This window comes from Campylobacter jejuni, from assembly GCF_001457695.1.
GTDB lineage: Bacteria > Campylobacterota > Campylobacteria > Campylobacterales > Campylobacteraceae > Campylobacter_D > Campylobacter_D jejuni.
The window spans coordinates 530,741-552,664 of sequence record NZ_LN831025.1 but is presented as its reverse complement, the minus strand read 5'-3'; the positions used below and the strand labels follow the sequence as shown (position 1 = coordinate 552,664).

Genomic DNA, 21,924 nt, shown 5'->3' with positions numbered 1-21,924 from the left:
CCTTAATCTAAATCTTTTATTTTCTCATCTGCTTTTTTACTATCAAGTTTTTCCAAATTCGCCTCCATTTTTCGTATTTCTTCTTCTCCACTACGCACTAATTTTGCATCAATTTTGGAAAAATCTCCAGTTTTTTTATTTGGATATTCTACCTTAGAAAGTATAAAACGCAATAAATTTAATCTTGCTTTTTTCTTATCATCAGAAGAAATAATAGTCCAAGGACAAGTTGGAGTATTAGATGCTAAAAGCATAGAGTATTTAGCTAAAGTATATTTATCCCATAATTCTTGCGATTTTTGATCCACAGGAGATAATTTATATTGTTTAAGCGGATCGCTTCGGCGTTTTTCAAAACGTTTTTTTTGCTCATCTTTTGATACTGAAAAATAAAATTTAAAAAAAATAATATCACTATTTGAAATCATATTTTCAAACAAAGGCACTTCTCTTAAAAAATCTTTATGTTGTTGCGGTGTACAAAAACCCATAACCGGTTCTACTCCTGCACGATTATACCAAGATCTGTCAAAAATCACAATCTCACCGGCCGAGGGCAAATGTGCTATATAACGCTGAAAATACCACTGTGTTTTTTCCACATCACTAGGTTTTTCAAGAGCCACAACGCGGCAGCCACGCGGATTTAAATGCTCAATCAAACGTTTAATCGCTCCACCTTTTCCAGCCGCATCACGCCCTTCTATAAGTATAAGAACCTTTAAACCCTTGGCTTTAACATGATTTTGAAATTTCAAAAGCTCAATTTGCAAATTCTTTAAATCTTTTTCATATTCTATTGTACTTTTCTTTCTTTTAACAGAAACATAAATTTCATTCTTTTTAACAGCCGCTTGCGTTTTTGGAGAATTATTTTCTTGCATTTTCAAACCTTTATAAAGTATTTAAAGCAAATTTACCATAATAAATTATAATTGAAGCTAAAAATAAAGGAAAAAATAAGTTTTTAGGAAATTTATGCGTATTTTTGGTATTATTTTATTAAGTTTTTGTTTATGTTTTGCTTCTATATTGTCTTTAAATGAAGCTTTTAATGTAAAATCAAACTCTTATAATAACTCTATCTCAATTGATATTGAACTTGGAAAAGATATTTATCTTTATTCTAATAAACTTAAATTATATATAAACGAAAAAGATATAAGTTCTTTGATTAATCTACCTCAAAGTTCTACAAGAGGTAATGAAAATGTTTATTATCAAAAATTAAATTTAGCTTTGCCAAATTTATTACTAGAGCGCTTTGCAAAAAATACCACAAATTTAATCAAACTCGAATTTCAAGGCTGTTCTGAACAAGGCTTGTGTTATAATCCTCAAACTTGGTACTTTGATCTCATTTCTAAAAAAGATGCTTTTGAAATTTCAAAACCTTACAAAGCTCAAAAAACAGATAAAAAAACTAAAATTGAATCTGAAGAAAGCTCTATAGCAAATTTTTTAGCAACAGATAACTTTTTTTGGATTTTGCTAAGTTTTTTTGGCTATGGACTTTTACTCTCCTTAACACCTTGTATTTTACCTATGATTCCGATTTTATCTTCTCTTATCGTAGCAAAAAGTAATGCTAAATTTTCAAAAAAATATAGTTTTTTTCTCTCTTTTATCTATGTTTTTTTCATGTCTTTAGCCTATGCTATTGCTGGAGTTATAGCAAGTTTTCTAGGAGCAAGCATTCAAGGAATTTTACAAAAACCTATTATTTTAATTCTTTTTGCTCTAATTTTCATAGCTTTTGCTTTTGCTATGTTTGGAGCTTTTCGTTTTGAATTGCCATTAAGATTTCAAACCTTTATACATAAAAAAAGCGAAAAAGGGAAAGGAGTTTTAGGCATAGCCATCATGGGATTTTTATCTGCTTTAATAGTAGGTCCTTGCGTAGCAGCTCCTTTAGCAGGTGCTTTAATTTATATAGCCAATACAGGCAATGCTTTATTAGGTGGTAGTGCACTTTTTACCATGAGTTTTGGCATGGGTATACCTTTGCTTTTCATAGGCTTAGGATTAGGTTTTATTAAACCTGGTTTTTGGATGGAAAAAGTAAAAATTTTCTTTGGTTTTGTTATGTTGGCTATGGCCATTTGGATACTTTCTAGAATTATTGAAGAAAATTACATTTTAATTGCCTATGGAATTTTAGGTGTATTTTTTAGTGTTTTTATGGGAATTTTTGAAAAAAGTTTTACAATAATTTCTAAAATTAAAAAAAGCATTTTAATTCTTATTTTAGCTTATTCTCTAAGTATTTTCCTAGGGGGACTTTTTGGGGCTAAAAATTTCTTAAATCCCTTAAATTTCAATACTATATCTGCCTCAAAACCTGCTTTAAGCTATGATTATATCAACAATTTTGAACAATTAAAGCAAGAAATACAAACAAATACAAAGCCCATAATGCTTGATTTTACTGCATCTTGGTGTGAAAATTGCAAACTTTTAGATGAATTAACCTTTAGTGATGAAAGAATCATACAAAAAATGCAAAATTACAAACTTATCAAAGTTGATGTAAGTGAAAATAATAATGAACAAATTAAAACCATGAAAGAATTTAATGTTTTTGGCCCACCTGTTTTAATTTTCTTTGAAAATGGAAAAGAAAAATTAAAAATCACAGGTTTTATCAGTGCTGATGATTTATTAAAAAAACTAGAACCATGAAAATTCAAAGTTTGCAAATAGGGAAAATTAAAAACTATAAAAATTTCCAAAGTGCATTTATTAAAGACACTTACCTAGAAGAAACACAAATTGATTTTCTAGGTATTTTAGATGATCAAATAGCTGATAAAATTCATCATGGAGGCTACCATAAGGCTATTTTTGCCAATTCTTGTCAAAACTATCCTATATGGGAAAGATTTCTTAATAAAAAGCTAAATTTTGGCTCAATGGGTGAAAATTTGAGCATCGATGGGCTTTGCGAACAAAATGTTTGCATAGGTGATATACATCAAATTTCAAATGCAATACTGCAAGTAAGCGAACCTAGAAAACCTTGTGTAAAAATTTCTAAAATTCACAATAATCCAAATTTTACACATGAAATTTTTAAAACGGGCTTGAGTGGATGGTATTATAAAGTTTTACAAGTTGGACAAATACGAAAGCATGAAAACATTAAAATTTTAGAAAAAAATTCTACTTCACTTAGTGTATTTGAACTCAATCAACTTTTTTACTCCCCGCATCAAATTCTTAAGCAAAATCCGAATTTATTAAATAAATTAGAAAAATTAAACTCTCTCATATCTCAAAATTGGCACGAAACGATACACAAACGCTTAAAAAATACTTACGATATAAGCTATATGGATAGCTTATAAGTTTTTAAAGTTATTTTTAGGTAAAATAATTCTTTTTCGAAAGGATAATCATGCAAAGACAAACATGGAGTAGCACACTAACTTATATTCTAACAGTTGCTGGAGCAACCATAGGATTTGGAGCAACTTGGCGTTTTCCCTATCTTGTAGGAGAAAATGGTGGCGGTGCTTATGTATTAGTTTTTTGTATAGCTATGATCATCATAGGCATTCCTGTTATTTTAGTTGAAAATATCATAGGCAGAAAAGCGATGACAAATAGCGTAGATGCTTTCAAACAAAAATGGCAAAGTATTGGATATATGGGACTTTTAGGAAGCTTTGGCATAATGGCTTACTACATGGTACTTGGAGGATGGGTTTTAGTTTATATTTGGGAATTAACCCTAGGGAATTTTAGTCTTGCCAATGTAGTAAGCAAAGAATTTACTCATCAGTTTTTTAACGACAAAATAGCCTTCAATCCTTTAGGAGTTGGTATTTTTACCACTGTTTTTGTAATTATTAATTATATTATTTTAAAAAGAGGCATTATAGATGGTATAGAAAAATCCGTAAAATTTTTAATGCCTTTATTATTTATCTGTCTTATTATTGTTGTAGGACGCAATTTAACCCTTGATGGAGCTATGGCTGGAGTTAAATTTTATCTTGAACCTGATTTTAGTAAAATTTTATCACCAAAACTTTTAATCGATGTTTTAGGACAAGTCTTTTTTGCTTTATCCCTAGGTTTTGGGGTAATGATAACACTTTCATCTCATCTTCATAAAAATGAAAATATGGCAAAAACCGCTATTTATACAGGGGTTTTAAATACTATCATAGCTGTTTTGGCTGGTTTTATGATTTTTCCAGCACTTTTCTCAGCGGGACTTGCTCCAGATAGCGGGCCTTCTTTGGTTTTTGAAACTTTACCTATAGCATTTTCTCATATCCATTTTGGCACCATTGTGTGTATTTTATTTTTTATCTTACTCTTGATTGCAGCTTTAACCACAAGCTTGCCAATTTATCAAGTTATTATTAGCGTATTAGAAGAAAAATTTAAATATTCTAAAAATCTTTCTATTAACCTAACTCTAGGGTTTATCTTCATACTTGGCAATCTTCCCTGTATTCTAACTTATGGGCCTTGGCGTGATATTGTTATCATCAAAGGAAAAAACATTTTTGATAGTTTTGATTTCATTAGTGGAAATATTTTGTTTGTTTTAACTGCATTTTTTTGCTGCATTTATGTAGGTTGGATTTTAGGTAAACAAGAAAGTCTAAAAGAACTTAGCAATAACAATACACTTAAAAGTTCATGGTTTGGAATTTGGTTTTATTATGTAAAATATATAGTGCCTTTGATTATTTTAATCATTTTTATCTATGGAATTTTAAACTAGTTTTTTAAATTTATATCTCTCTAGCATAGTGGAATTTCCTAAAATTCCACCTTGATGTATATAAAGCAATGGTTTTTTCCACTCTTGTTTTAATGCTATACTTAATCCTAAAATATCATACAACAAGTCAAATTCTATATTGCACTTTAACTTTAAATTCATATAAAGCTCATAAAATTCTTTATACGGTCTAGCAAAGTGATATTTTTTATCACTTGTTAAAAATTCTAAATTTGAAAAATCATAGCTTGGATCTAATGTTAAAATTTGTTTTTTAAGATATTTAATATCACCTACACAAGCGCAAGTAAATACTTTAAATTTAGAATACTTTGCCAAAAAAGCTGCCGAAGTGCCTGTGCCCGAAGGTAAAAAAATATCAAAATCAAGCTTTAAACTTTGACTTTGCATTTGAATTTCTTGAGCAAGTTCCATATAGCCATATTGAGCTTCTAAATTAGCTATGCCTTGTTCTATAAAAATATCATCTTTTTTACACAAAGACAAAGCAAATTGCTTTAAAGATAAAGAATGGATATTTTCTACAAAATCAACACCATTTTCTAAAGCTAAAGCATAGTTTCCACAAGGATTATTCTTAAGAAAAGTAGAAATTTTTTCACAAGCAAAAACAAGCTTATATGATCTTTGTTTAGCAAAAATACTTAATGCCGCCAAAGCATTACTTTGGCTTCCTCCATAACTTACAAAAGATTGATTTTTAGGATATCTTTGATGGATATAAAAAGCAAGTTTCCTAGCTTTATTTCCATTAATTTCTCCTAATAAATCATCTCTTTTAATATAAAATTCAAATCCGTTAAAATTGATTTTTTGTATAGGACTAATTGTTTTAATGAAATTCAAAGAATTTTTCTACATCTTTTAAAGCATTATCATTTTTAATGCTAAATTTTATTTCTATGCGACGACTCTTATCCTTATCTTCAACTCCGTTGACAAACACAGGATCTGAAAAAGAACGTCCACTTGCCATTAAAAGCTTTTGAAGCTTATCACTCTTATAAAAAGTATAGATAAAATTCATCACCTCATAAGCTCTTTTTTGCGACAAATCTAAATTATAAATATAAGATCCATCACTATCAGTATGTCCTTCAATAATGATATTTTCAATGTTAGAAAAAATTTTTGGATCTTCAAGAATAGCATCAAAATATTCGCTTAAGATTTTTCTCAAACTTGCCTTTGCCTCATTTTTTAACACATAAGAATCTTTATCAAAAAGTACTTCAGCAGGCAAAGAAATAGATCCTGTCTTTTCATCTATAGTGATATTATTATCAAGCTTACTTTGTAATTCCTTGCTTAAATTTTCACGAATCAAACCAAGATTTCGCACCTTTTCTTTAGCTTTTTGAAAATCTTCTTGTAAATTTTTAAGCTCTTCATCTTTTTTCTCTAGTTGACCTAGTAAAATCAAAATTTGCTTATCTTTATTATCTAAAGTTGAGTTTAAATCTTTGCTTAACTGCTTGTAATTTGTAATATTAGCCTCTAATTCTGCTTTTTGAGAATTAGCAAGATTTAAAGCACTAGAAGCATTGTTTAAATCAGAACTTAGTTTAAACACTATGGCTTCTTTATTTCTAAGCTCTTCTTTGCTCTCCTCTAAGCGTGCCTCTTGTTTATTGAGATTGTCTTTGATTTCTTTTAAATCACTTTGAGTTAAAACATATTTTACAACAATAGCACCTATTAGCAAAATAAAAACAAACAGCAATCCTGCCATTAAATCAGCATAAGCTATCCAAAAATTGCTATCTTCTTTTGACTCATTTTTCATTTATTTTCTTTATCTTCATTTTTTAACTCATCATTGCTTTCTTGCTTAGATATTTCTGCTTGAATTTCATCTTGATTTTCTTCAGTCTTAGACTCTGAAAAATCTTCTATTTGTTTGGTTTCATTTTCTTTATTCTGATTTTCATCCCCAGAAAGCTTGCTCATCATTTGACTTGTTTCTTCATCAAGTGCTTTCATTTCTTTTTTAAGCTCATCCATCATTTTGATTTTAGCATCGATACTTTTTTCTTCTTCGTATACTTCTTTAAATTTATGCATACCTTCAAACAAGCTTGCTTTAAATCCCTCAAAAACCTTTTCTTGACTTTCCAACATTGCTTTTTCATAAAGTTCAAAATTTTTACCAAAACGCTCTACTTTTTCATCGAATGCACTTAGCGTCTTATCAAGATGATGAATTTTATCACTACTGATATCGAGCAAGCGATTATATTGTTCTGACATTCTTGTATTGATTTCTTTTAAATTTTGATTGAGCAAACCTATACCATTTAACATTTCGCTATAAAGCTTTCCGAGATCGCGTTGATCTCTTTGTGCTTTACTAAGCTCACCCATGGTTTGTTTGATGTGTTCACTACTTAATCTAATAGCCTTTTCTTCTACATTTAGCATATCTTGGAAAATACCAAATTTTCTATCAATAGCATGATCAAGCTCTGCAAAAAAATCATCATTACTAACTTGTTTAAAAATTGCGCCAATTTTTTCAAAATGTTGCAAACTCTCAGTTAAATATCTTTGATCAAGCTCTTCTTTTGTCCAAAAAAATCCACTTGTAGCATTTTTTTGACGATTTAGCAAACGATCTATTTTGCTTTTACCATATTTTTCAAAAAACATCCACCATAATGCAAGAAAAATTCCATAAATTGAAACATAAAAAGCAGTTCCTACTCCACTTAACAAATCTGCAATTTCTTGTTCTAAAGCGGCTGTATCACTAGAGCTAAAATTTGGCATTGAAAAAGCTATGCTGATAAAAGTTCCTAAAATTCCCATCATTGGAAAAATTGCCGAACCTATACTAGCAAAATTCTCATTTCTTGCACCTTTAATATATGCATAAGCAAAGTCATCAAAATTGGCATTTGATTTCGTGTCTTTCCCTATGGCAAGAAAATGCCTCATAATATATCTTTTTAAAGCCTGTTTAAATTCATCTTTTTGTTGTTCAAAAATACTATACGCATACTCAGCACTATGTCTAGCAAAAATCAATGCTGTAAAAAAAATCACACCTGTCATAATAACCGTATGCAATTCAACCTTAAAGTCAATTACATTAAAATAACCCAATAAAATCAAAATATAAAGAAAAGCTGGAATAAAAATAATTTTAAAATAAACCAAAGAACCTCTTGCATCTTTGCCTTCAGGCAAAACAAGTTCTGAAATTTCATCTGATTTAATATCCATGAAACCAATACCTCATTAAAAATTTTATTTTAAAGATTGCTACTTAATTTGATAAAAATTTTTAAAACAAAATAAAACTAAGCCTTTAAAATGCTTAGTTTTTATTAATACAATTTAAATCTTCAAAAGCGATTTCAAGACGTTTTATCATACTCTCTTCGCCACTTCTTAACCAAACACGCGGATCATAGTATTTTTTATTTGGTTTGTCATCACCTTCTGGATTTCCAATTTGTCCTTGCAAATAAGCCCTATTTTTAAGTTCATATTCACGCACCCCATCCCAAAAAGCCCACTGGGTATCTGTGTCAATATTCATCTTAATTACGCCATAGCTTACTGCATTTTTAATATCTTTTAGCTCGCTACCGCTACCGCCGTGAAATACAAAATTTATAGGTTTATCATTTTTTAAAGCAAATTTATCTTTGACAAATTTTTGAGAATTTTTTAAAATTTCAGGTTGTAAGCTAACATTTCCTGGCTTGTAAACTCCATGTACATTTCCAAAACTTGCTGCGATCGAAAATTTATCACTAATCTTTCCAAGTCTTTCATATGCAAGTGCTACATCTTCTGGTTGGGTATAAAGCTTGGAATTATCAATACCTGTATTATCCACTCCATCTTCTTCGCCACCTGTACAACCTAGTTCTATTTCAAGCGCGACACCTAAAGTATCAAGTTTTTGAAGATAAACTTCACAAGTGCTAAGATTTTCTTCTAAACTTTCTTCGCTAAGATCAAGCATATGAGAACTAAATAAAGCTTGTCCATGGGTTTTTTTATATTGTGCATTTGCCTCAATAAGCCCATCAATCCAAGGCAAAAGTTTTCTTGCAGCATGATCAGTGTGTAAAATCACAGGTACACCATAAGCTTTAGCAAGTAAATGCACATGTTTAGCTCCACTAATTGCACCTAAAACTTCTCCATTAGGACAATTTTTTCCTGCATAAAATTTTGCCCCACCATTTGAAAACTGGATAATAACTGGAGAGTTAACTTTTTTTGCAGCTTCTAAAACTGCATTAATAGAATCAGTTCCTACAACATTAACAGCAGGGATAGCAAAACCCTCTGCTTTAGCATAGTCATAAACTTTATTAAGCTCATCTCCGCTAATCACCCCTGCTTTTACAATGTCTAAAACACCCATTATTTATATTCCACTTTAGCACTATTTAAAAGATCTTGGCCTTTTTGATTGATAACTTTTTTAAATTCTTCAAATTTAAGTCCGTTTTCAATACCTTGTTTTACTTCATCAAATTTGATTTGACCTTTAGCCTGCGAATTTTCTTTTAAGATTACATGATAGCCAAAATTCGTTTTTACTGGAGTTGTAGTAATAGTGCCATTTTTAAGTGCAAAAGCAGCATCTGTAAAAGGCTTTACCATAGTCGATTGATCAAACCAACCAAGCTCACCACCTTGGTTTTTTGAACCTGGATCAATTGATTTCTCTTTAGCAAGCTCACTAAATTTAGCATCTAGTTCTTTACCTTTTAAACCTTTAAGTTCGTTAATAATATCCTTAGCTTCTTTTTCTGTCGCTACTAAGATATGTTTTGCTTGCACTCTCGCAGGTTTTACATATTTGTCTTTATTTTGATCATAAAAAGCTTTAACTTTAGCCGCATCAATTTTAATAGTATTTAAAATTTTCTCTTGATAAACATTAACAAGTATTGCATCTTTTGCACGATCAAGTTCTTTTGTGTATAAAGGATCTTTTTCTAAATTTTGTTTTTTAGCATCTTGCAAAATTAAATCTTGCATAATATATTGCTGAATAAGAGCTTTTTTTTGATTATCCGGCAAAGTTTTAAAATCCTGTCCTCTAAGCATAGGGGCAAAAAATTCACTTACTTCTGTATCACTAATACTCTTGCCATTAACAGTGGCTACTGTAGCTGCATTTACATTTAAAGCTACACCTACAATCAAAGCTGCTGCGACTAAAGAAAATTTTCTCATTAGGTTTCCTTTTTAATAAAATGTATATAAAATCAATTATATCTAAACTTGGTTTAAAGCTAATTAACTAAAATTAAAAAATGAAAAGAAATTTAGAAATCAAAGAACTTTTTTTAAAACATTTTGACAAGCCTGTAACAGAGCTTAAATTTTCAAATTTATATGAGCTTTTAGTCTGCGTAATGCTTTCAGCCCAATGCACTGATAAAAGAGTTAATCTCATCACTCCTGATCTTTTTAAAGCTTATCCTGATATCAAATCCCTTGCAAATGCAAATTTATCAAGTCTTAAAACCTATATACAAACTTGTTCATTTTTTAATAATAAAGCACAAAATCTTATAAAAATGGCAAAAGCAGTTTGTGAAAATTTTGACGGAGAAATTCCCCTTGATGAACAAAATTTAAAATCCTTAGCAGGCGTAGGACAAAAAACCGCTCATGTAGTTTTAATAGAATGGTGCGGAGCAAATTTCATGGCTGTAGATACTCATGTTTTTAGAGTTTCTCACCGCTTAGGACTTAGCAAGGCAAAAACTCCAGAAGCTACAGAAGAAGATTTAACAGGCATATTTAAAGACAATCTTAACTATCTTCATCAAGCCATGGTTCTTTTTGGACGCTACACCTGTAAAGCTAAAAAACCTTTATGTAAAGAATGTTTTTTAAATCATCTTTGCAAAAGTAAAGATAAGGAACTTAAATGAAAATTTTCATCTTTTTGCTCGCTATATCTCTTAATATTTTTGCCTTAGAACCTTACAAACCTAGTGCTGATTTTTCTTCTTATTTTAACAATATAAATTGCTCGCAAATCTTAGATAAGTTTTTTTATCTAAATTGCTATGATTATAAACTCAAAGGCACAAAAGCCGTTGCTTATAAAGTAGAAGCTTCAAATTTAAAAGATAAACAAATCAAAAAACGCCCTCGCTTTGAAGATGATACAAATATACCTAAAAAATACCGCACTACTTGGAGTGATTATAAAAACAGTGGTTACACACGAGGACACACTGCACCTAATGCTTCTTTTAGCTTTAGTAAAGCTGCTCAAAATTCAGTATTTTTAATGAGTAATATTACTCCGCAAAATGCACAAATAAATAATAAAATTTGGAATGAAATCGAGCAAAGAGAAAGAAATTTGGCTTTCAAATTCCAAAGTATCGAAGTTTTAAATTTAGTACTTTACAATAAAGAACCACAATACATTAAAAACCGTATTGCTATACCAAGTTTTTATGTGAAAATTATTAAAACTCCGAAATTTAAAGAATGCTATCAAGTACCAAACCATGAAGTAAATGATGAAAATATTAAACAGTATCAAATAAATTGTGATAAATTTTAAGGTATAAATTATGGAGATAAATGCTCTTACGATAACCACTCTTTACATTATAGGTATTTCCGCAGAAGGAATGACAGGGGCTTTAGCTGCAGGACGCCATAGAATGGATCTTTTTGGAGTTATTTTTATTGCTCTCGTAACAGCAATTGGAGGTGGAAGCATACGAGATGTGCTTTTAGGACATTATCCTTTAACTTGGGTTAAACATCCTGAATATATTATTTTAATCTGTTTTTGTGCCCTTGTAGCCACAAAAATTCCGCGCGTAGTAACCAAACTTGAAACTTTATTTCTAACTCTTGATGCTATAGGACTTGTTGTTTTTAGCATACTTGGAGCTCAAATAGCCATAGATCAAAACCATGGCTTTATCATAGCCGTTGCTGCTGCTGTAATTACCGGTGTTTTTGGTGGAATTTTAAGAGATATTTTATGTATGAGAATCCCCTTGGTGTTTCAAAAAGAAATTTATGCAGGAATTGCCATAATTGCAGGAGCAATCTATTATTCTCTAATAATTTGGCTTGAGCTTAATGCCCTAGTTTGCACACTTTTAACTCTTTTTATAGGAGTTTTTGCAAGGCTTTTAGCTATCAAATATCAATGGTCTTTACCTATTTTTTCTTACAATGAAGAAAAATAATTTATCGTTGCTTTATACAAGTTTGCTAAGATATTAAAAAATTTTAGGAGATTGATAAATGCGAAGACTAAGTATTTTACTTGCAATTTTAATAGTTATTAATATAACAGCTTGCAATAGCAAAACAGAAAATTACTACAAAAATCATCCTAGTGAAGCAAAAGAAAAAGCGAAAGAATGCAAAGAAAGCGGAACTCTTAGCGAAGATTGTATTAATGCATTAAAAGTTGGTGTTAAGCCAACAAATGAAGAGAGTAAATACAGTCCAAACACACCAAAAAAATCTGATAATCAGATATTAGAAGCTTTAAAACAAAATGATTTAAAAAAAGAAAAAACCACAAAAGATATTAACCAAAGTTCAGAAAATAATGAAAGTATTATAATACCACCTATAACAAAAACACCTTCTGAAATTTATCCTTCCAAAACAACAGAAAACAATCAAAGTTTTATCTTTAGCGATGATGTTAATATAACACAGGAAAAATTACCATGAAAATAACTCTTTTTTTAGGCCTTATTGGTATATTTTTTACAGCATGCGAACAAACCAAAAGTGTAGAATATTATCAAAATCACCCTGAAGAAGCGAAAAAAAGAAGTTTAGAATGCAGACACAAAGCTATCATCAGTCAAGATTGTGTTAATGCGTATAAGGTAGGTTTTCCAAAAGATGAATGAGAAGAAGAAAATATTTCTAATCCTTAAAAGCTATGAAAGTTTCAAAATTAGCCCATTTAAAAATACTTTCTGTTTTCTTAAAACCTGCCTTTTCTAGCATATTTAAATTTTCTTTTTGACTATAAGGAATTAAAACATTTTCTAAAGCCTCTCTTTTAGCTGCAATTTCAAATTTAGAATAACCTTGTTTTTCTTTATAATCTGCATAAAGTTCTATGATATTTTTAGACAAAAAAGCATCTTCATAAAGGATTTTTTCACTCATAATCAAAATGCCTTTAGAATTTAAATTTTTATAAATTTTATCAAGCAATTCTTGTCTTTTAGGAGGGCGAATAAACTGCATGGTATAATTTGCCACAAAAACATCACAAACAAAAAAATCAAATTCGCATAAATTAGCTTCAAAAAAACTTATATCAAGCCCATAAGCTTTAGCTTTTGACTTTGCAACTTCAAGCATAGAAGCAGAATTATCCACGCCAAAAAGTTTAAAATCCTTTCTTAAATTTGCCAAAAAAATCAAAAAATTAGCACTTGAGCAGCCCAAATCACAAACACTTGCATTTGTAGGTAAAATTTTAGCCAATAAATTGCCACAAAGTTCTAAATTTTCTCCATAAAATGGCACAGAACGATTGATCATATCGTCAAAAACACTAGCCACGCTTTTATCAAATTCAAATTGTTTTTTAGGGTTTTGTTTAAAAAGTTCATCTTTCATCATTTTTCCTTAATAATTCTCTAGCTTGCTCTATGTCTTTAGCAATTTGATTTTTAAGTTTTTTTAGATCTTGAAATTTTTGATTCTCTCTTAGAAAAGATATAAACTCGAGTTCGAAAAACTCCCCTTGTGTGAAATTTTCACCTAATTCTTCTAAAATATGACTTTCTATAGCAAAATTTTCATCGCTTGATCTTACACCTAAAAAACTCACACTTTTATAAGTTTTTTTTTGACTTTTTAACAAAGTAGCATAAACACCATTTTGAGGTAAAAAATAACCTTCACAATCTAAATTTATAGTCGCAAAAAGTTCTTTAGAGCCCAAACCTTGTCCTTTAATCATCTTCCCTTTGATACTATAATCTCTTCCTAAAAATTCTTTTGCTTTTTGCAAATTTGCTTTTGATAAAAAATCCTTAACTAAACTTGCATGAACACCTATTCCGTCTATGCTAAATTCATCAACTATTATAGTTTTTATCCCACTTAAAGACTCAATATCTTTAGCATTATAAGCTCTATTTTTCCCAAAAGAAAAATCATATCCCACCACTATAAATTTTAAATTGACAAATTCTTTTTTCAAAAAGCTTAAAAAATCTCTACCATCTAAAGATTTTATACTTTCAAAATCCACTTCTATAACTTTTTTTCCTGAAATTTCTTCTTTTTGACGATTTGAACAAAGAAATTGACCCTTAAATTTATTAATAACTAATAAAGCCCCATTCTCATCTAAACATTTTACAAGTTTTAGATGTCCTAAATGCATACCATCAAAACAACCTATGGCTAAAGAGGTAATATTAATTTTTGATATAGTAGTAAAAATATTCAACATTACCTTCCTTTCCTTTAATGCTTGATTTTTGCGTATTTTTTAAAAGCCAACCCAATTTAGCACATGCTTTTTCAAAATCCATTCTTGCCTTTAAGATTGCCTTATCATCTTTTAAAACACCTTTTTTATCTCTTTTGATATTTTTTCCCACTTCAAACTGAGGTTTAAAAAGTAAAATAATTTCCTTTAAAGCTAAATTATCAATATAATAAAGTAAATTAATAAGAGAAATAAAACTCACATCACAAGTAACAAGTTCAAATTTTTCTTCACTTTTAAAGGTTCTAAGATCTGTATTTTCATGCAAGATAATTTTTTCATTTACTCTTAAACTTGAATGGAGTTGATTACTACCCACATCAAGAGCAGTGATTTTTAAAGCCTGATTTTCAAGTAAAATTTGCACAAAACCACCCGTGCTAGATCCTATATCAAGACAATTTTTATGTTTTATTTCAATATCATTTTCTTCTAAAAAATTTTTTAATTTCAAAGCTGCTCTTGAAACATAAATTTCACTTAAAAGATCCAATTTTAACTCATTGGCTAAAAGTATATCTTCAAGATTTAAATCTTGCGTTTTTTTTAAATTTTCTAAAAAATTTTTCACATCAAAAGAAGCTTTAAAACTTTTACCATTAAGTAAAATCTCTTCATTTTCTATAAGCTCTAAAGCTTTATTTCTACTGATATTTAAACGCTTTGAAACAAAAAAATCAAATCTCATTTTAAACTCTCATTTATTCTTTTTTCCAAGTCTTCTTTTTCTTTAGAAAACCACCAAATGCCTATTTCAAAAGCATTTTTTTTAAAAATTTCTCTAAGATCTTTAAGATCTTTTTCAAAAAGATCTTTTTCTTTTTGAATTAAACTTAAGTTATTATCTTTTAAAAAATCAAAATTATTCATCCATAAAAGTATTTGTTCTTGTTCGGATTTTAAGGTATTATTTCTTTGCTCTTTTAAAAAATAACTTCCTAAAACCATGATAAAACACAAAAATAAAACAATTATTTTTATCTTTATTTTCAAAACAAAATTAAAAACAAAAGCCAAAAGAGAACAAAACATAAAAAAATTAAAAAAATCAAAAATAAAATTTAAAGCCCTAAATCCCAAATATCCAAAATAAGAAAAAATAAAAAATTTTAAATTTGAAACAAAATGCAAAAATTCAGATAAAAAATCAAAATAAACAAAAGAAGCACTCTTATAGGCAATGATTTTCCTAGAAAAAAGTTCTAAATTTAAAAGTTCATTGTAAGTAAAAAAAAGCCCATAAAATGCATAAAATAAAGCAGTAAAAAAACTAGCGATAACAACTATTCTAAAGTCATTATAAGCATTATCTACAAATTGCAAATGTAATTCTTTTTTTAAAAATATCATCAATAAAGGCAAAATTATAAATATAAAAACAAAATCAATTTTTTCAAGATTTAAAAAATTTAAAAATAAAGAAATAAGTCCAAAAATCGCCAAGAAAAAACTAAAAATATAAAGATAAAAATCCCCCATACTAATACGATAAAACAAACTTCCCTTAATCAAAGTAGCTTCTTTTATAATATTTTTTCTAAGCTTTAAAAATAAAAAGAATTCCCAAAAAAGTGTTAAAAAAATAGGAATTAAAAAAAATAAAGAAAAAGCATTCCTTTGCCAAGTTAGCAAAAAGCCAAAAAGGCTTAAAAGCGTTAAAATATAAGAACTATTCTTTAACAAGCTCATTAAAAGCACTTTCATCTATACATTTTACTTCAAGCTCTTTAGCCTTACTAAGCTTAGAACCTGCCTCTTCTCCAAAAAGCACATAATCAGTCTTTTTAGAAACCGAGCCGCTTACCTTACCCCCAAGCTTTTCTATCAAAGCCTTAAACTCATCTCTTGGGCGTGAAAGAGCACCTGTAATTACAAAAGTTTTACCAAAAATTACACCATCGCTTTTGATTTCAAGTTTTTCTATTTTCAAATTTAAAAGCTTGTAAAACTCATCAATTCTTGTATGATTAACACGCGTAAATTCGCAAAGACTTAAAGCCATTTGCTCTCCAAAACCTTCTAAATTAGCATAAGCTTCAAAGCTTTGCTTGTGCCACTCTTTACCAAAACTTAAGCTTAATTTTTTAGCCGCAACCTCGCCAATATGCTCTATCCCTAAAGCTGTGATAAAACGAAAAAGCTCACATTCTCTGGCTTGCTCTATGGCATTTAAAAGATTGTTAATTTTCTTTTCCTTAAAGCCTTCCAAACCTTCAAAATCACTAAATTTTAAATGAAAAATACTCTCAAGTGTAGTGATTTTTTTGTACTTGTATAAAAGCTCTACTATATTTTCTCCAAGCCCGTCGATATTAAGACATTTTTTAGAAACAAAATGAATGATAGAATTGACAAGTCTATCTTCACAGTCTATATTTTGACATTTTATTAAAGTTCCTTCATCCAAAAGCTCACTTTGGCAAGTAGGACAAAGCTTAGGGCGTGAAATTTCCATCTCTAAACCTTCTCTACGCTCTTTAAAAACCTTAGTAATTTTAGGGATAACATCGCCACTTCTTATCACGCTTACAAAATCATTGATTTTAACATCAAGTCTTGCAATCTCATCAAAATTATGAAGTGTGGCTGATTTTACTACAACCCCATCTAAATTTACAGGTTCTAAAACCGCCACAGGGGTGATTACCCCACTTCTTCCCACTTGTAAATTTACCCCTATTAAACGCGTGGTTTTTTCAAGTGCAGGAAATTTAAAAGCTGCCATAAATTTTGGAAATTTTACCGTATAGCCTAATTCTTCACAAAGTGCAAGATCATCAACTCTTACCACCATTCCATCCATCATCATAGGCTTTTTCTCTCTTAAAGCTAAAAGCTCATCATAAGCTTTTAAAACCTCATCTAAATTAGCGCAAAGTCTTACAAAATCATCTTTTAAAAAACCAAGCTCTCTGATAAATTGCATCACCTCGCTGTGTTTGGTGAAATTTAAGGTATTTTCCCCTACTCCCCAAGGATAAAATTTCAAATTTCTTTCTTTAGTGATGCTTGTATCAAGCTGCCTTAAACTCCCGCTTGCAGCATTGCGTGGATTGGCAAATAAACTTTGATTTAAAAGGGCTCTTTTTTCGTTGATTTTCTCAAAATCATCTTTTAAAATCACCACTTCTCCACGAATTTCTATCCTTTCTTTATAGGCTATATTTTTAGGTATATTTTCTATCTCAAAAACATTAAGCGTTATATCCTCACCCACTTCGCCATCGCCCCTAGTGGCACCGCTTACTAATTTACCATTTTCATAAAGCAAATTTAAACTCGCTCCATCAAATTTAGGCTCTATAAAAAAGTTTTTTTCACATTTTGCGCGTTTTGCCCAAGCCCTAAGCTCACTCTCATCAAATACATCTTCCATCGACCACATACGCTTTAAATGAGCTATTTTTTTAAACTCGCTTTGTATGGTAGGAGCTATTTTTTGTGTTGGAGAGTCTTTTGAAATTTCATCTTTGTTTTGTTCTTCAAAAACTCTTAATTCTCTAATTAAAGCATCGTATTCTTCATCGCTAGCCAAGGGTTCATCTTTTTCATAATATGCCCTCATCCACAAATTTGCTAAAGCAACTTTTTCTAAATACTCTTCTTTTTTCATCTAAACTCCTATATTATCCATTGCCTGCGCTAAAGCAAAAAGTTGTTTGTGTTCATATAAATCATGCACTCTTATAATACTGGCACCATTTTCAAAAGCCTTTAAATGCAAATACAAAGTTCCTGCTAAACGATCTTTAATCTCGCTTTGAAAATACGCATTAATCACACTTTTGCGACTCGCACCTATAAGCAAAGGCTTATTAAATTGCAAAAAATGCTCTAAGTGTTTGATTAAAATCATATTATGCCCCGCACTCTTTCCAAAACCAATACCTACATCTAAAATACTTTCTTTTACTCCAAAACTTTCTAAAAGTTCAAGTTTTTCTTTAAAAAACAAAGTCATCTCATCAAGCAAATCTTCATAAGAAGGATTATCTTGCATGTTATTTGGATTGTTTTGCATGTGCATTAAGCAATATTTTGCCTCATATTTACTTGCAAGTTTAGCTAGATTAAGATTTCTTAAACTTGTAATATCATTAATGAGTTTAAAACCCTTATTTAAAGCATATTCTAGACAATATTCATCAAAACTATCTAAACTAAAAATTGCTTGTTCGTAATAATTTTTCTCATAAATTAAGTCAAGTACTTTTTTCAGTCTTTTAAATTCCTCTTCCTTGCCACAATACTCACTCCCAGGTCTTGAACTAACCGCACCTATATCGATATACGCAGGCTTTAAAGCAAGAAAGTCATTAAGCCTTTTTTCAAAGTCTTCTTCACTCACACGACTTTTTGCATTAAAACTGTCTTCATTGACATTAATCACTGCCATAAGCTCAGCTTTTTTTGGTTTTAAAAAATCTTTTTGTAAAAAAAGAGCCAAATTTTTAAGTCCAAAATCTTGAAGTTTTTCTTTAGCAATAAGCTTTTGAATTTGCTCTTTACTTGCCATTAAAAGTGCATTTGAATGAGTGATTTTTGCAGTAATTACTTCTTTATGAGTAATAAGTTCAGCTCCTATTCTTAAAGCATCTTGTTTTAAAATATTTGCTGCAGGAGTGGAAATATCTTTGATAAAAATAAAATGAATTTTTGTTTTTTCACTCATAATCTTTTGTCCCATTTTATGGGGATTTATGAAAGAACAAAGCAAATTAAAATCGGTATTTGGATTGATTTTAAAAAATTTCATTTTATTTCTTTGTATAGTAATTTAACAAAAGAGTAGCCAAAAGTACCCCACTTTTAGAATTTAATTTTGCAAGCTCATAGCCTTCATAAAAAAACTCTAATTCTTCAGCATTAAAATCTTTATATTTCACACATTCTTTAGCAAGTAATGCGATTTGATCCATAAGTTCATTTTTATCCAAATTTTCATTTTTTTGCAAAAAATCAAAAAGCATTCTTAAATCCATTCTTTTAAGATCTAAATCAAGTTTTTTAACTTCCTTTTCAACTTTTCTTTTTTCGCAAATAAGACGCGATTTTATGGTAGGTAAAAGTAAATTTTTAGAAGGTACCACAATAAGAAATTTAATATTTTTTGGAGGTTCTTCAAGAAGTTTAAGTAAAAAATTTTGTGCTTCTATCCTATAAGAATCCGCCATTAAAACAATAATTTTTTCTTCAGTTTCTGCAATATAGCTTTCTTTTTCAACCGCTCTTGCATCATCAAGTAAAAATTCATTTTGTGGCATAAAAAATCTTAATTTTTTAATACCAAAATTATTAATCATTTCTTCTTTAATACCTAAAAAATCTTCGCTGATAATAATCTTACTAATAAACAAAATATTTATCCTAATTGCACCTTGGAAAATAATATTGCATCCAAACTTACATCAAAAAGTTGATATAAACTAATAAGCTTGATATCCAAGTCTTTATCTTTAGAATTTAAATAAAAACTATCTTGTAACTGCTCATCAAAAAGCCACAATAAACTATCATCTCTTGATTTAGCGATTAAAGATTTATTATCAGAAGCACTTCCTATATAAAAATACACATAACCATTAGGAAAAGAAATGTCAAGCAAGTCATTAAGTAAAGCTATATCTTCTGAACTTTGTACTTTCTTCTTGCATAAAGAATTTAACGACACAAAAGGAAGCATAGGACGAGCGGCTTTTGAATTTATATTTTTTAAAAAATACTCTTCATACCAAGATCTTTGTTCATCGCACATTAAGACAAAAGTGCGTCCCTCTAAAAGATATTTAAGTCTTGCAGCCATCAAAGGAGCCCATTCTAAACGACGCGACTCCAACCATGCCATAAAAGCTCCGCCATTGCGAATATTTTCAAGAGTAAAACTTAAAAAATCACTCATTTATTTATCAAGTCCGTAGCACTCATGTAGTGCTCTAACTGCAAGTTCTCCGTATTTTTCATGAACTATCATTGAAATTTTAATTTCACTAGTAGAAATCATACCGATATTAATCCCCTCATCAGCTAAAGCTTTAAAAGCTTTACTTGCCACTCCTGAATGTGATTTCATGCCTACGCCGACTATAGAAACTTTTACTACAGCACTATCACTTTCTATAGTTGTTTTTGAGCTTAAAATTTTTTGCATAGCATTTTTGGCTAATTCAAGTTCATTTTGAGGAACTGTAAAACCCAAATTTGTAGTGCCATCAACTCCAACATTTTGTATAATCATATCTACATTAATATTTTCATTTGCCAAAACAGAAAAAATTTCAGCTGCGATTCCAGGCTTATCTTCTACATTTCTTAAAGTCACTCTTGCTTGATTTTTATCCAAAGCAATACCACTTACTAAAGCTTGTTCCATTCCATCTTCCTTTGTTATCATTGTTCCTTCGTTATTGTTAAAACTACTTCTAGTTACTAAGTTAACATTTAATTTTTTTGCAAGCTCTACAGAGCGATTTTGCAAAACTTTTGCACCCAAACTTGCAAGTTCAAGCATTTCTTCATAAGAAATTTTATCCAATTTCTTTGCCTTTGGTTCAATTCTTGGATCTGTTGTATAAACCCCATTAACATCGGTATAAATTTCACACAAATCCGCATTTAAGGCACCTGCTACCGCCACAGCACTTAAGTCGCTTCCACCACGCCCTAAGGTAGTTACATTACCTTCCTCATCTACACCTTGAAAACCTGCTATAACGACTATTTTACCATTTTGAAGTTCTGATTTTATCGCTTTTGTATCAATATGATGAATTCTTGCCTTTGTAAAAACACTATCTGTAATAATTCCCGCTTTTCTCCCAGAAAATGATATAGCAGGATAACCCTTTTCATTTAAAGCAATAGAAAGTAAAGCACAGCTTACACGCTCTCCACTGCTTAAAAGCATATCCATATCTTTACCATTAGGAGTTTTACTAAAATATTCAGCTTGCTCGATAAGAGTATTTGTCACCCCACTCATTGCAGATACTACAACAACAAGTTGATCACCCTGTTGCACACTTTGGATAACCCTATTGGCTACTGCTTCGATACGCTCAAGTGTTCCAACGCTTGTTCCACCATATTTTTGAACTATAAGCATTTTAGATATAACCTTTCTCTTCAAAATATTTGATCACTTTAACATAAATATTTTTTTTGAAATGATTAATCATTTCAAAAATTTGTTTAACACTCACAAATTGATAATCATCAAATTCAGGATGCTTGGTATTGATATTGATTGTAGCACCGTGCTTTAAACGCACTAAAAAATATTTTTGAATCTGCCCATCATAAGGATACATTTTTTTAACAATTTTACTCGGAAAATCATAACTCAACCATTCTGGATACTCAGCAATGATTTCAACCTCATCAGTGCCTATTTCTTCTTTTAATTCTCTAAATAAAGCGTTTTTGACACTTTCGCCTTTATCAATGCCTCCTTGTGGAAATTGCCAAATATTATCCATATCACTTCTTTTAGCTATAAAAATCTTACACTCGAAAGGATAAGAACTTGATAAAACAATAGCTGCAACATTTGGTCTATAATTTTTCTCGTTTTCCACAATATTTTTCCTTAAATCTCAAGGATATAATTTTAACCTAAATCAAATCAAATTTTTATTAAAATACATTAAAAAATTAATAAAATATTTTAGGG

At 29.8% G+C, this 21,924-nt stretch carries 24 protein-coding genes; 8 read left to right on the top strand and 16 right to left on the bottom strand.

All coding sequences use genetic code 11. The annotated features are described in order from the left end of the window. Positions 1-2: 2 nt before the first annotated feature. Positions 3-884 (bottom strand): polyphosphate kinase 2, encoded by an 882-nt coding sequence (gene ppk2, locus AT682_RS02920; RefSeq protein ID WP_002871378.1) that lies wholly within the window; start codon positions 882-884, stop codon positions 3-5. Positions 885-978: 94 nt separating this feature from the next. Here ppk2 and dsbD point away from each other — a divergent pair, with 94 nt between their 5' ends. Genes dsbD through AT682_RS02905 form a run of 3 tightly spaced genes read left to right on the top strand, consistent with a single transcriptional unit; the run spans position 979 to position 4,741 of the window. Further along, entirely contained in the window at positions 979-2,682 is a 1,704-nt protein-coding gene (dsbD, locus tag AT682_RS02915; RefSeq protein WP_004306757.1) for a protein-disulfide reductase DsbD, read from the top strand. Further along, a complete protein-coding gene (locus tag AT682_RS02910) occupies positions 2,679-3,347 on the top strand; it encodes an MOSC domain-containing protein (RefSeq protein WP_004306753.1) in 669 nt (222 codons plus the stop codon). Before dsbD ends, AT682_RS02910 begins: the two co-directional genes overlap by 4 nt. A gap of 50 nt (positions 3,348-3,397) precedes the next feature. After that, positions 3,398-4,741, top strand: a complete 1,344-nt coding sequence (locus tag AT682_RS02905; RefSeq protein WP_004306748.1) for a sodium-dependent transporter — start codon at positions 3,398-3,400, stop codon at positions 4,739-4,741. On the opposite strand, the gene AT682_RS02900 is transcribed toward AT682_RS02905, so the two are convergent. The 5 genes from AT682_RS02900 to peb4 form a co-directional block, all read right to left on the bottom strand. Then, the gene (locus tag AT682_RS02900) at positions 4,733-5,608 is read right to left on the bottom strand and encodes a 1-aminocyclopropane-1-carboxylate deaminase/D-cysteine desulfhydrase (protein ID WP_002859104.1); all 876 of its coding nucleotides are present in this window, start codon (positions 5,606-5,608) and stop codon (positions 4,733-4,735) included. The genes AT682_RS02905 and AT682_RS02900 overlap by 9 nt on opposite strands. Further along, complete coding sequence (locus tag AT682_RS02895; RefSeq protein WP_002908263.1) at positions 5,595-6,548, bottom strand: OmpA family protein; 954 nt, start codon at positions 6,546-6,548, stop codon at positions 5,595-5,597. Before AT682_RS02895 ends, AT682_RS02900 begins: the two co-directional genes overlap by 14 nt. After that, positions 6,545-7,987, bottom strand: a complete 1,443-nt coding sequence (locus AT682_RS02890) for a MotA/TolQ/ExbB proton channel family protein (RefSeq protein WP_004306741.1) — start codon at positions 7,985-7,987, stop codon at positions 6,545-6,547. Before AT682_RS02890 ends, AT682_RS02895 begins: the two co-directional genes overlap by 4 nt. Before the next feature lie 94 nt (positions 7,988-8,081). Then, a complete protein-coding gene (gene fbaA, locus AT682_RS02885; protein ID WP_004306738.1) occupies positions 8,082-9,146 on the bottom strand; it encodes a class II fructose-bisphosphate aldolase in 1,065 nt (354 codons plus the stop codon). Then, the gene (gene peb4, locus AT682_RS02880; RefSeq protein ID WP_004306734.1) at positions 9,146-9,967 is read right to left on the bottom strand and encodes a peptidylprolyl isomerase PEB4; all 822 of its coding nucleotides are present in this window, start codon (positions 9,965-9,967) and stop codon (positions 9,146-9,148) included. Before peb4 ends, fbaA begins: the two co-directional genes overlap by 1 nt. A gap of 80 nt (positions 9,968-10,047) precedes the next feature. Between peb4 and nth the strand changes: the two genes are divergently transcribed. From nth to AT682_RS02855, 5 genes are read left to right on the top strand one after another with little or no spacing between them, the layout of a single operon-like run. Beyond that, entirely contained in the window at positions 10,048-10,674 is a 627-nt protein-coding gene (gene nth / locus AT682_RS02875) for an endonuclease III (RefSeq protein ID WP_004306729.1), read from the top strand. Beyond that, the gene (locus AT682_RS02870; RefSeq protein WP_004306726.1) at positions 10,671-11,321 is read left to right on the top strand and encodes a DNA/RNA non-specific endonuclease; all 651 of its coding nucleotides are present in this window, start codon (positions 10,671-10,673) and stop codon (positions 11,319-11,321) included. The genes nth and AT682_RS02870 overlap by 4 nt, the downstream gene beginning before the upstream one ends. Before the next feature lie 10 nt (positions 11,322-11,331). Next, positions 11,332-11,964 (top strand): trimeric intracellular cation channel family protein, encoded by a 633-nt coding sequence (locus tag AT682_RS02865; protein WP_004306723.1) that lies wholly within the window; start codon positions 11,332-11,334, stop codon positions 11,962-11,964. 58 nt (positions 11,965-12,022) lie between these two features. After that, a complete protein-coding gene (locus tag AT682_RS02860; protein ID WP_004306720.1) occupies positions 12,023-12,463 on the top strand; it encodes an EexN family lipoprotein in 441 nt (146 codons plus the stop codon). Next, positions 12,454-12,648 carry an EexN family lipoprotein gene (locus AT682_RS02855; protein ID WP_079263876.1) on the top strand — a complete coding sequence of 65 codons (195 nt, stop codon included), beginning with the start codon at positions 12,454-12,456 and terminating at the stop codon, positions 12,646-12,648. The genes AT682_RS02860 and AT682_RS02855 overlap by 10 nt, the downstream gene beginning before the upstream one ends. A 16-nt stretch (positions 12,649-12,664) precedes the next feature. Here the strand turns inward: AT682_RS02855 and cmoA are convergent, their stop codons facing one another. Genes cmoA through nudH form a run of 10 tightly spaced genes read right to left on the bottom strand, consistent with a single transcriptional unit; the run spans position 12,665 to position 21,829 of the window. Next, complete coding sequence (cmoA, locus tag AT682_RS02850) at positions 12,665-13,375, bottom strand: carboxy-S-adenosyl-L-methionine synthase CmoA (protein ID WP_079263875.1); 711 nt, start codon at positions 13,373-13,375, stop codon at positions 12,665-12,667. Continuing rightward, complete coding sequence (gene ribF / locus AT682_RS02845) at positions 13,362-14,216, bottom strand: bifunctional riboflavin kinase/FAD synthetase (protein ID WP_032585920.1); 855 nt, start codon at positions 14,214-14,216, stop codon at positions 13,362-13,364. Before ribF ends, cmoA begins: the two co-directional genes overlap by 14 nt. Beyond that, positions 14,182-14,943, bottom strand: coding sequence for a 23S rRNA (cytidine-2'-O)-methyltransferase TlyA (gene tlyA, locus AT682_RS02840; protein ID WP_002931934.1), 762 nt, complete (start codon positions 14,941-14,943; stop codon positions 14,182-14,184). The genes ribF and tlyA overlap by 35 nt, the downstream gene beginning before the upstream one ends. Next, positions 14,940-15,944, bottom strand: a complete 1,005-nt coding sequence (locus tag AT682_RS02835) for a hypothetical protein (RefSeq protein WP_079263877.1) — start codon at positions 15,942-15,944, stop codon at positions 14,940-14,942. The genes tlyA and AT682_RS02835 overlap by 4 nt, the downstream gene beginning before the upstream one ends. Further along, the gene (ligA, locus tag AT682_RS02830) at positions 15,925-17,868 is read right to left on the bottom strand and encodes an NAD-dependent DNA ligase LigA (protein WP_002882815.1); all 1,944 of its coding nucleotides are present in this window, start codon (positions 17,866-17,868) and stop codon (positions 15,925-15,927) included. Before ligA ends, AT682_RS02835 begins: the two co-directional genes overlap by 20 nt. After that, positions 17,869-19,011, bottom strand: coding sequence for a dihydropteroate synthase (folP, locus tag AT682_RS02825; RefSeq protein WP_002870074.1), 1,143 nt, complete (start codon positions 19,009-19,011; stop codon positions 17,869-17,871). A 1-nt stretch (position 19,012) separates the two neighbouring features. Next, positions 19,013-19,612, bottom strand: coding sequence for a DNA polymerase III subunit delta' (locus AT682_RS02820; protein WP_002867699.1), 600 nt, complete (start codon positions 19,610-19,612; stop codon positions 19,013-19,015). A 5-nt stretch (positions 19,613-19,617) separates the two neighbouring features. After that, a complete protein-coding gene (locus tag AT682_RS02815) occupies positions 19,618-20,154 on the bottom strand; it encodes a HobA family DNA replication regulator (RefSeq protein ID WP_002861289.1) in 537 nt (178 codons plus the stop codon). After that, positions 20,155-21,357 (bottom strand): aspartate kinase, encoded by a 1,203-nt coding sequence (lysC, locus tag AT682_RS02810; protein WP_002882813.1) that lies wholly within the window; start codon positions 21,355-21,357, stop codon positions 20,155-20,157. A 1-nt stretch (position 21,358) separates the two neighbouring features. Continuing rightward, positions 21,359-21,829 carry an RNA pyrophosphohydrolase gene (nudH, locus tag AT682_RS02805; RefSeq protein ID WP_002854797.1) on the bottom strand — a complete coding sequence of 157 codons (471 nt, stop codon included), beginning with the start codon at positions 21,827-21,829 and terminating at the stop codon, positions 21,359-21,361. Positions 21,830-21,924: the final 95 nt, after the last annotated feature.

Excerpts from the sequence above, each read along its gene's own strand:
- ribF (WP_032585920.1), bottom strand. The coding sequence starts at position 14,216 with ATGTTGAATATTTTTACTACTATATCAAAAATTAATATTACCTCTTTA.
- AT682_RS02835 (WP_079263877.1), bottom strand. The coding sequence starts at position 15,944 with ATGAGCTTGTTAAAGAATAGTTCTTATATTTTAACGCTTTTAAGCCTT.
- AT682_RS02815 (WP_002861289.1), bottom strand. The coding sequence starts at position 20,154 with ATGAGTGATTTTTTAAGTTTTACTCTTGAAAATATTCGCAATGGCGGA.
- fbaA (WP_004306738.1), bottom strand. The coding sequence starts at position 9,146 with ATGGGTGTTTTAGACATTGTAAAAGCAGGGGTGATTAGCGGAGATGAG.
- AT682_RS02870 (WP_004306726.1), top strand. The coding sequence starts at position 10,671 with ATGAAAATTTTCATCTTTTTGCTCGCTATATCTCTTAATATTTTTGCC.
- AT682_RS02890 (WP_004306741.1), bottom strand. The coding sequence starts at position 7,987 with ATGGATATTAAATCAGATGAAATTTCAGAACTTGTTTTGCCTGAAGGC.
- dsbD (WP_004306757.1), top strand. The coding sequence starts at position 979 with ATGCGTATTTTTGGTATTATTTTATTAAGTTTTTGTTTATGTTTTGCT.
- AT682_RS02905 (WP_004306748.1), top strand. The coding sequence starts at position 3,398 with ATGCAAAGACAAACATGGAGTAGCACACTAACTTATATTCTAACAGTT.
- nth (WP_004306729.1), top strand. The coding sequence starts at position 10,048 with ATGAAAAGAAATTTAGAAATCAAAGAACTTTTTTTAAAACATTTTGAC.
- ligA (WP_002882815.1), bottom strand. The coding sequence starts at position 17,868 with ATGAAAAAAGAAGAGTATTTAGAAAAAGTTGCTTTAGCAAATTTGTGG.
- AT682_RS02895 (WP_002908263.1), bottom strand. The coding sequence starts at position 6,548 with ATGAAAAATGAGTCAAAAGAAGATAGCAATTTTTGGATAGCTTATGCT.
- AT682_RS02860 (WP_004306720.1), top strand. The coding sequence starts at position 12,023 with ATGCGAAGACTAAGTATTTTACTTGCAATTTTAATAGTTATTAATATA.
- AT682_RS02865 (WP_004306723.1), top strand. The coding sequence starts at position 11,332 with ATGGAGATAAATGCTCTTACGATAACCACTCTTTACATTATAGGTATT.
- peb4 (WP_004306734.1), bottom strand. The coding sequence starts at position 9,967 with ATGAGAAAATTTTCTTTAGTCGCAGCAGCTTTGATTGTAGGTGTAGCT.
- ppk2 (WP_002871378.1), bottom strand. The coding sequence starts at position 884 with ATGCAAGAAAATAATTCTCCAAAAACGCAAGCGGCTGTTAAAAAGAAT.
- AT682_RS02910 (WP_004306753.1), top strand. The coding sequence starts at position 2,679 with ATGAAAATTCAAAGTTTGCAAATAGGGAAAATTAAAAACTATAAAAAT.
- lysC (WP_002882813.1), bottom strand. The coding sequence starts at position 21,357 with ATGCTTATAGTTCAAAAATATGGTGGAACAAGCGTTGGAACACTTGAG.
- tlyA (WP_002931934.1), bottom strand. The coding sequence starts at position 14,943 with ATGAGATTTGATTTTTTTGTTTCAAAGCGTTTAAATATCAGTAGAAAT.
- cmoA (WP_079263875.1), bottom strand. The coding sequence starts at position 13,375 with ATGATGAAAGATGAACTTTTTAAACAAAACCCTAAAAAACAATTTGAA.
- folP (WP_002870074.1), bottom strand. The coding sequence starts at position 19,011 with ATGAAATTTTTTAAAATCAATCCAAATACCGATTTTAATTTGCTTTGT.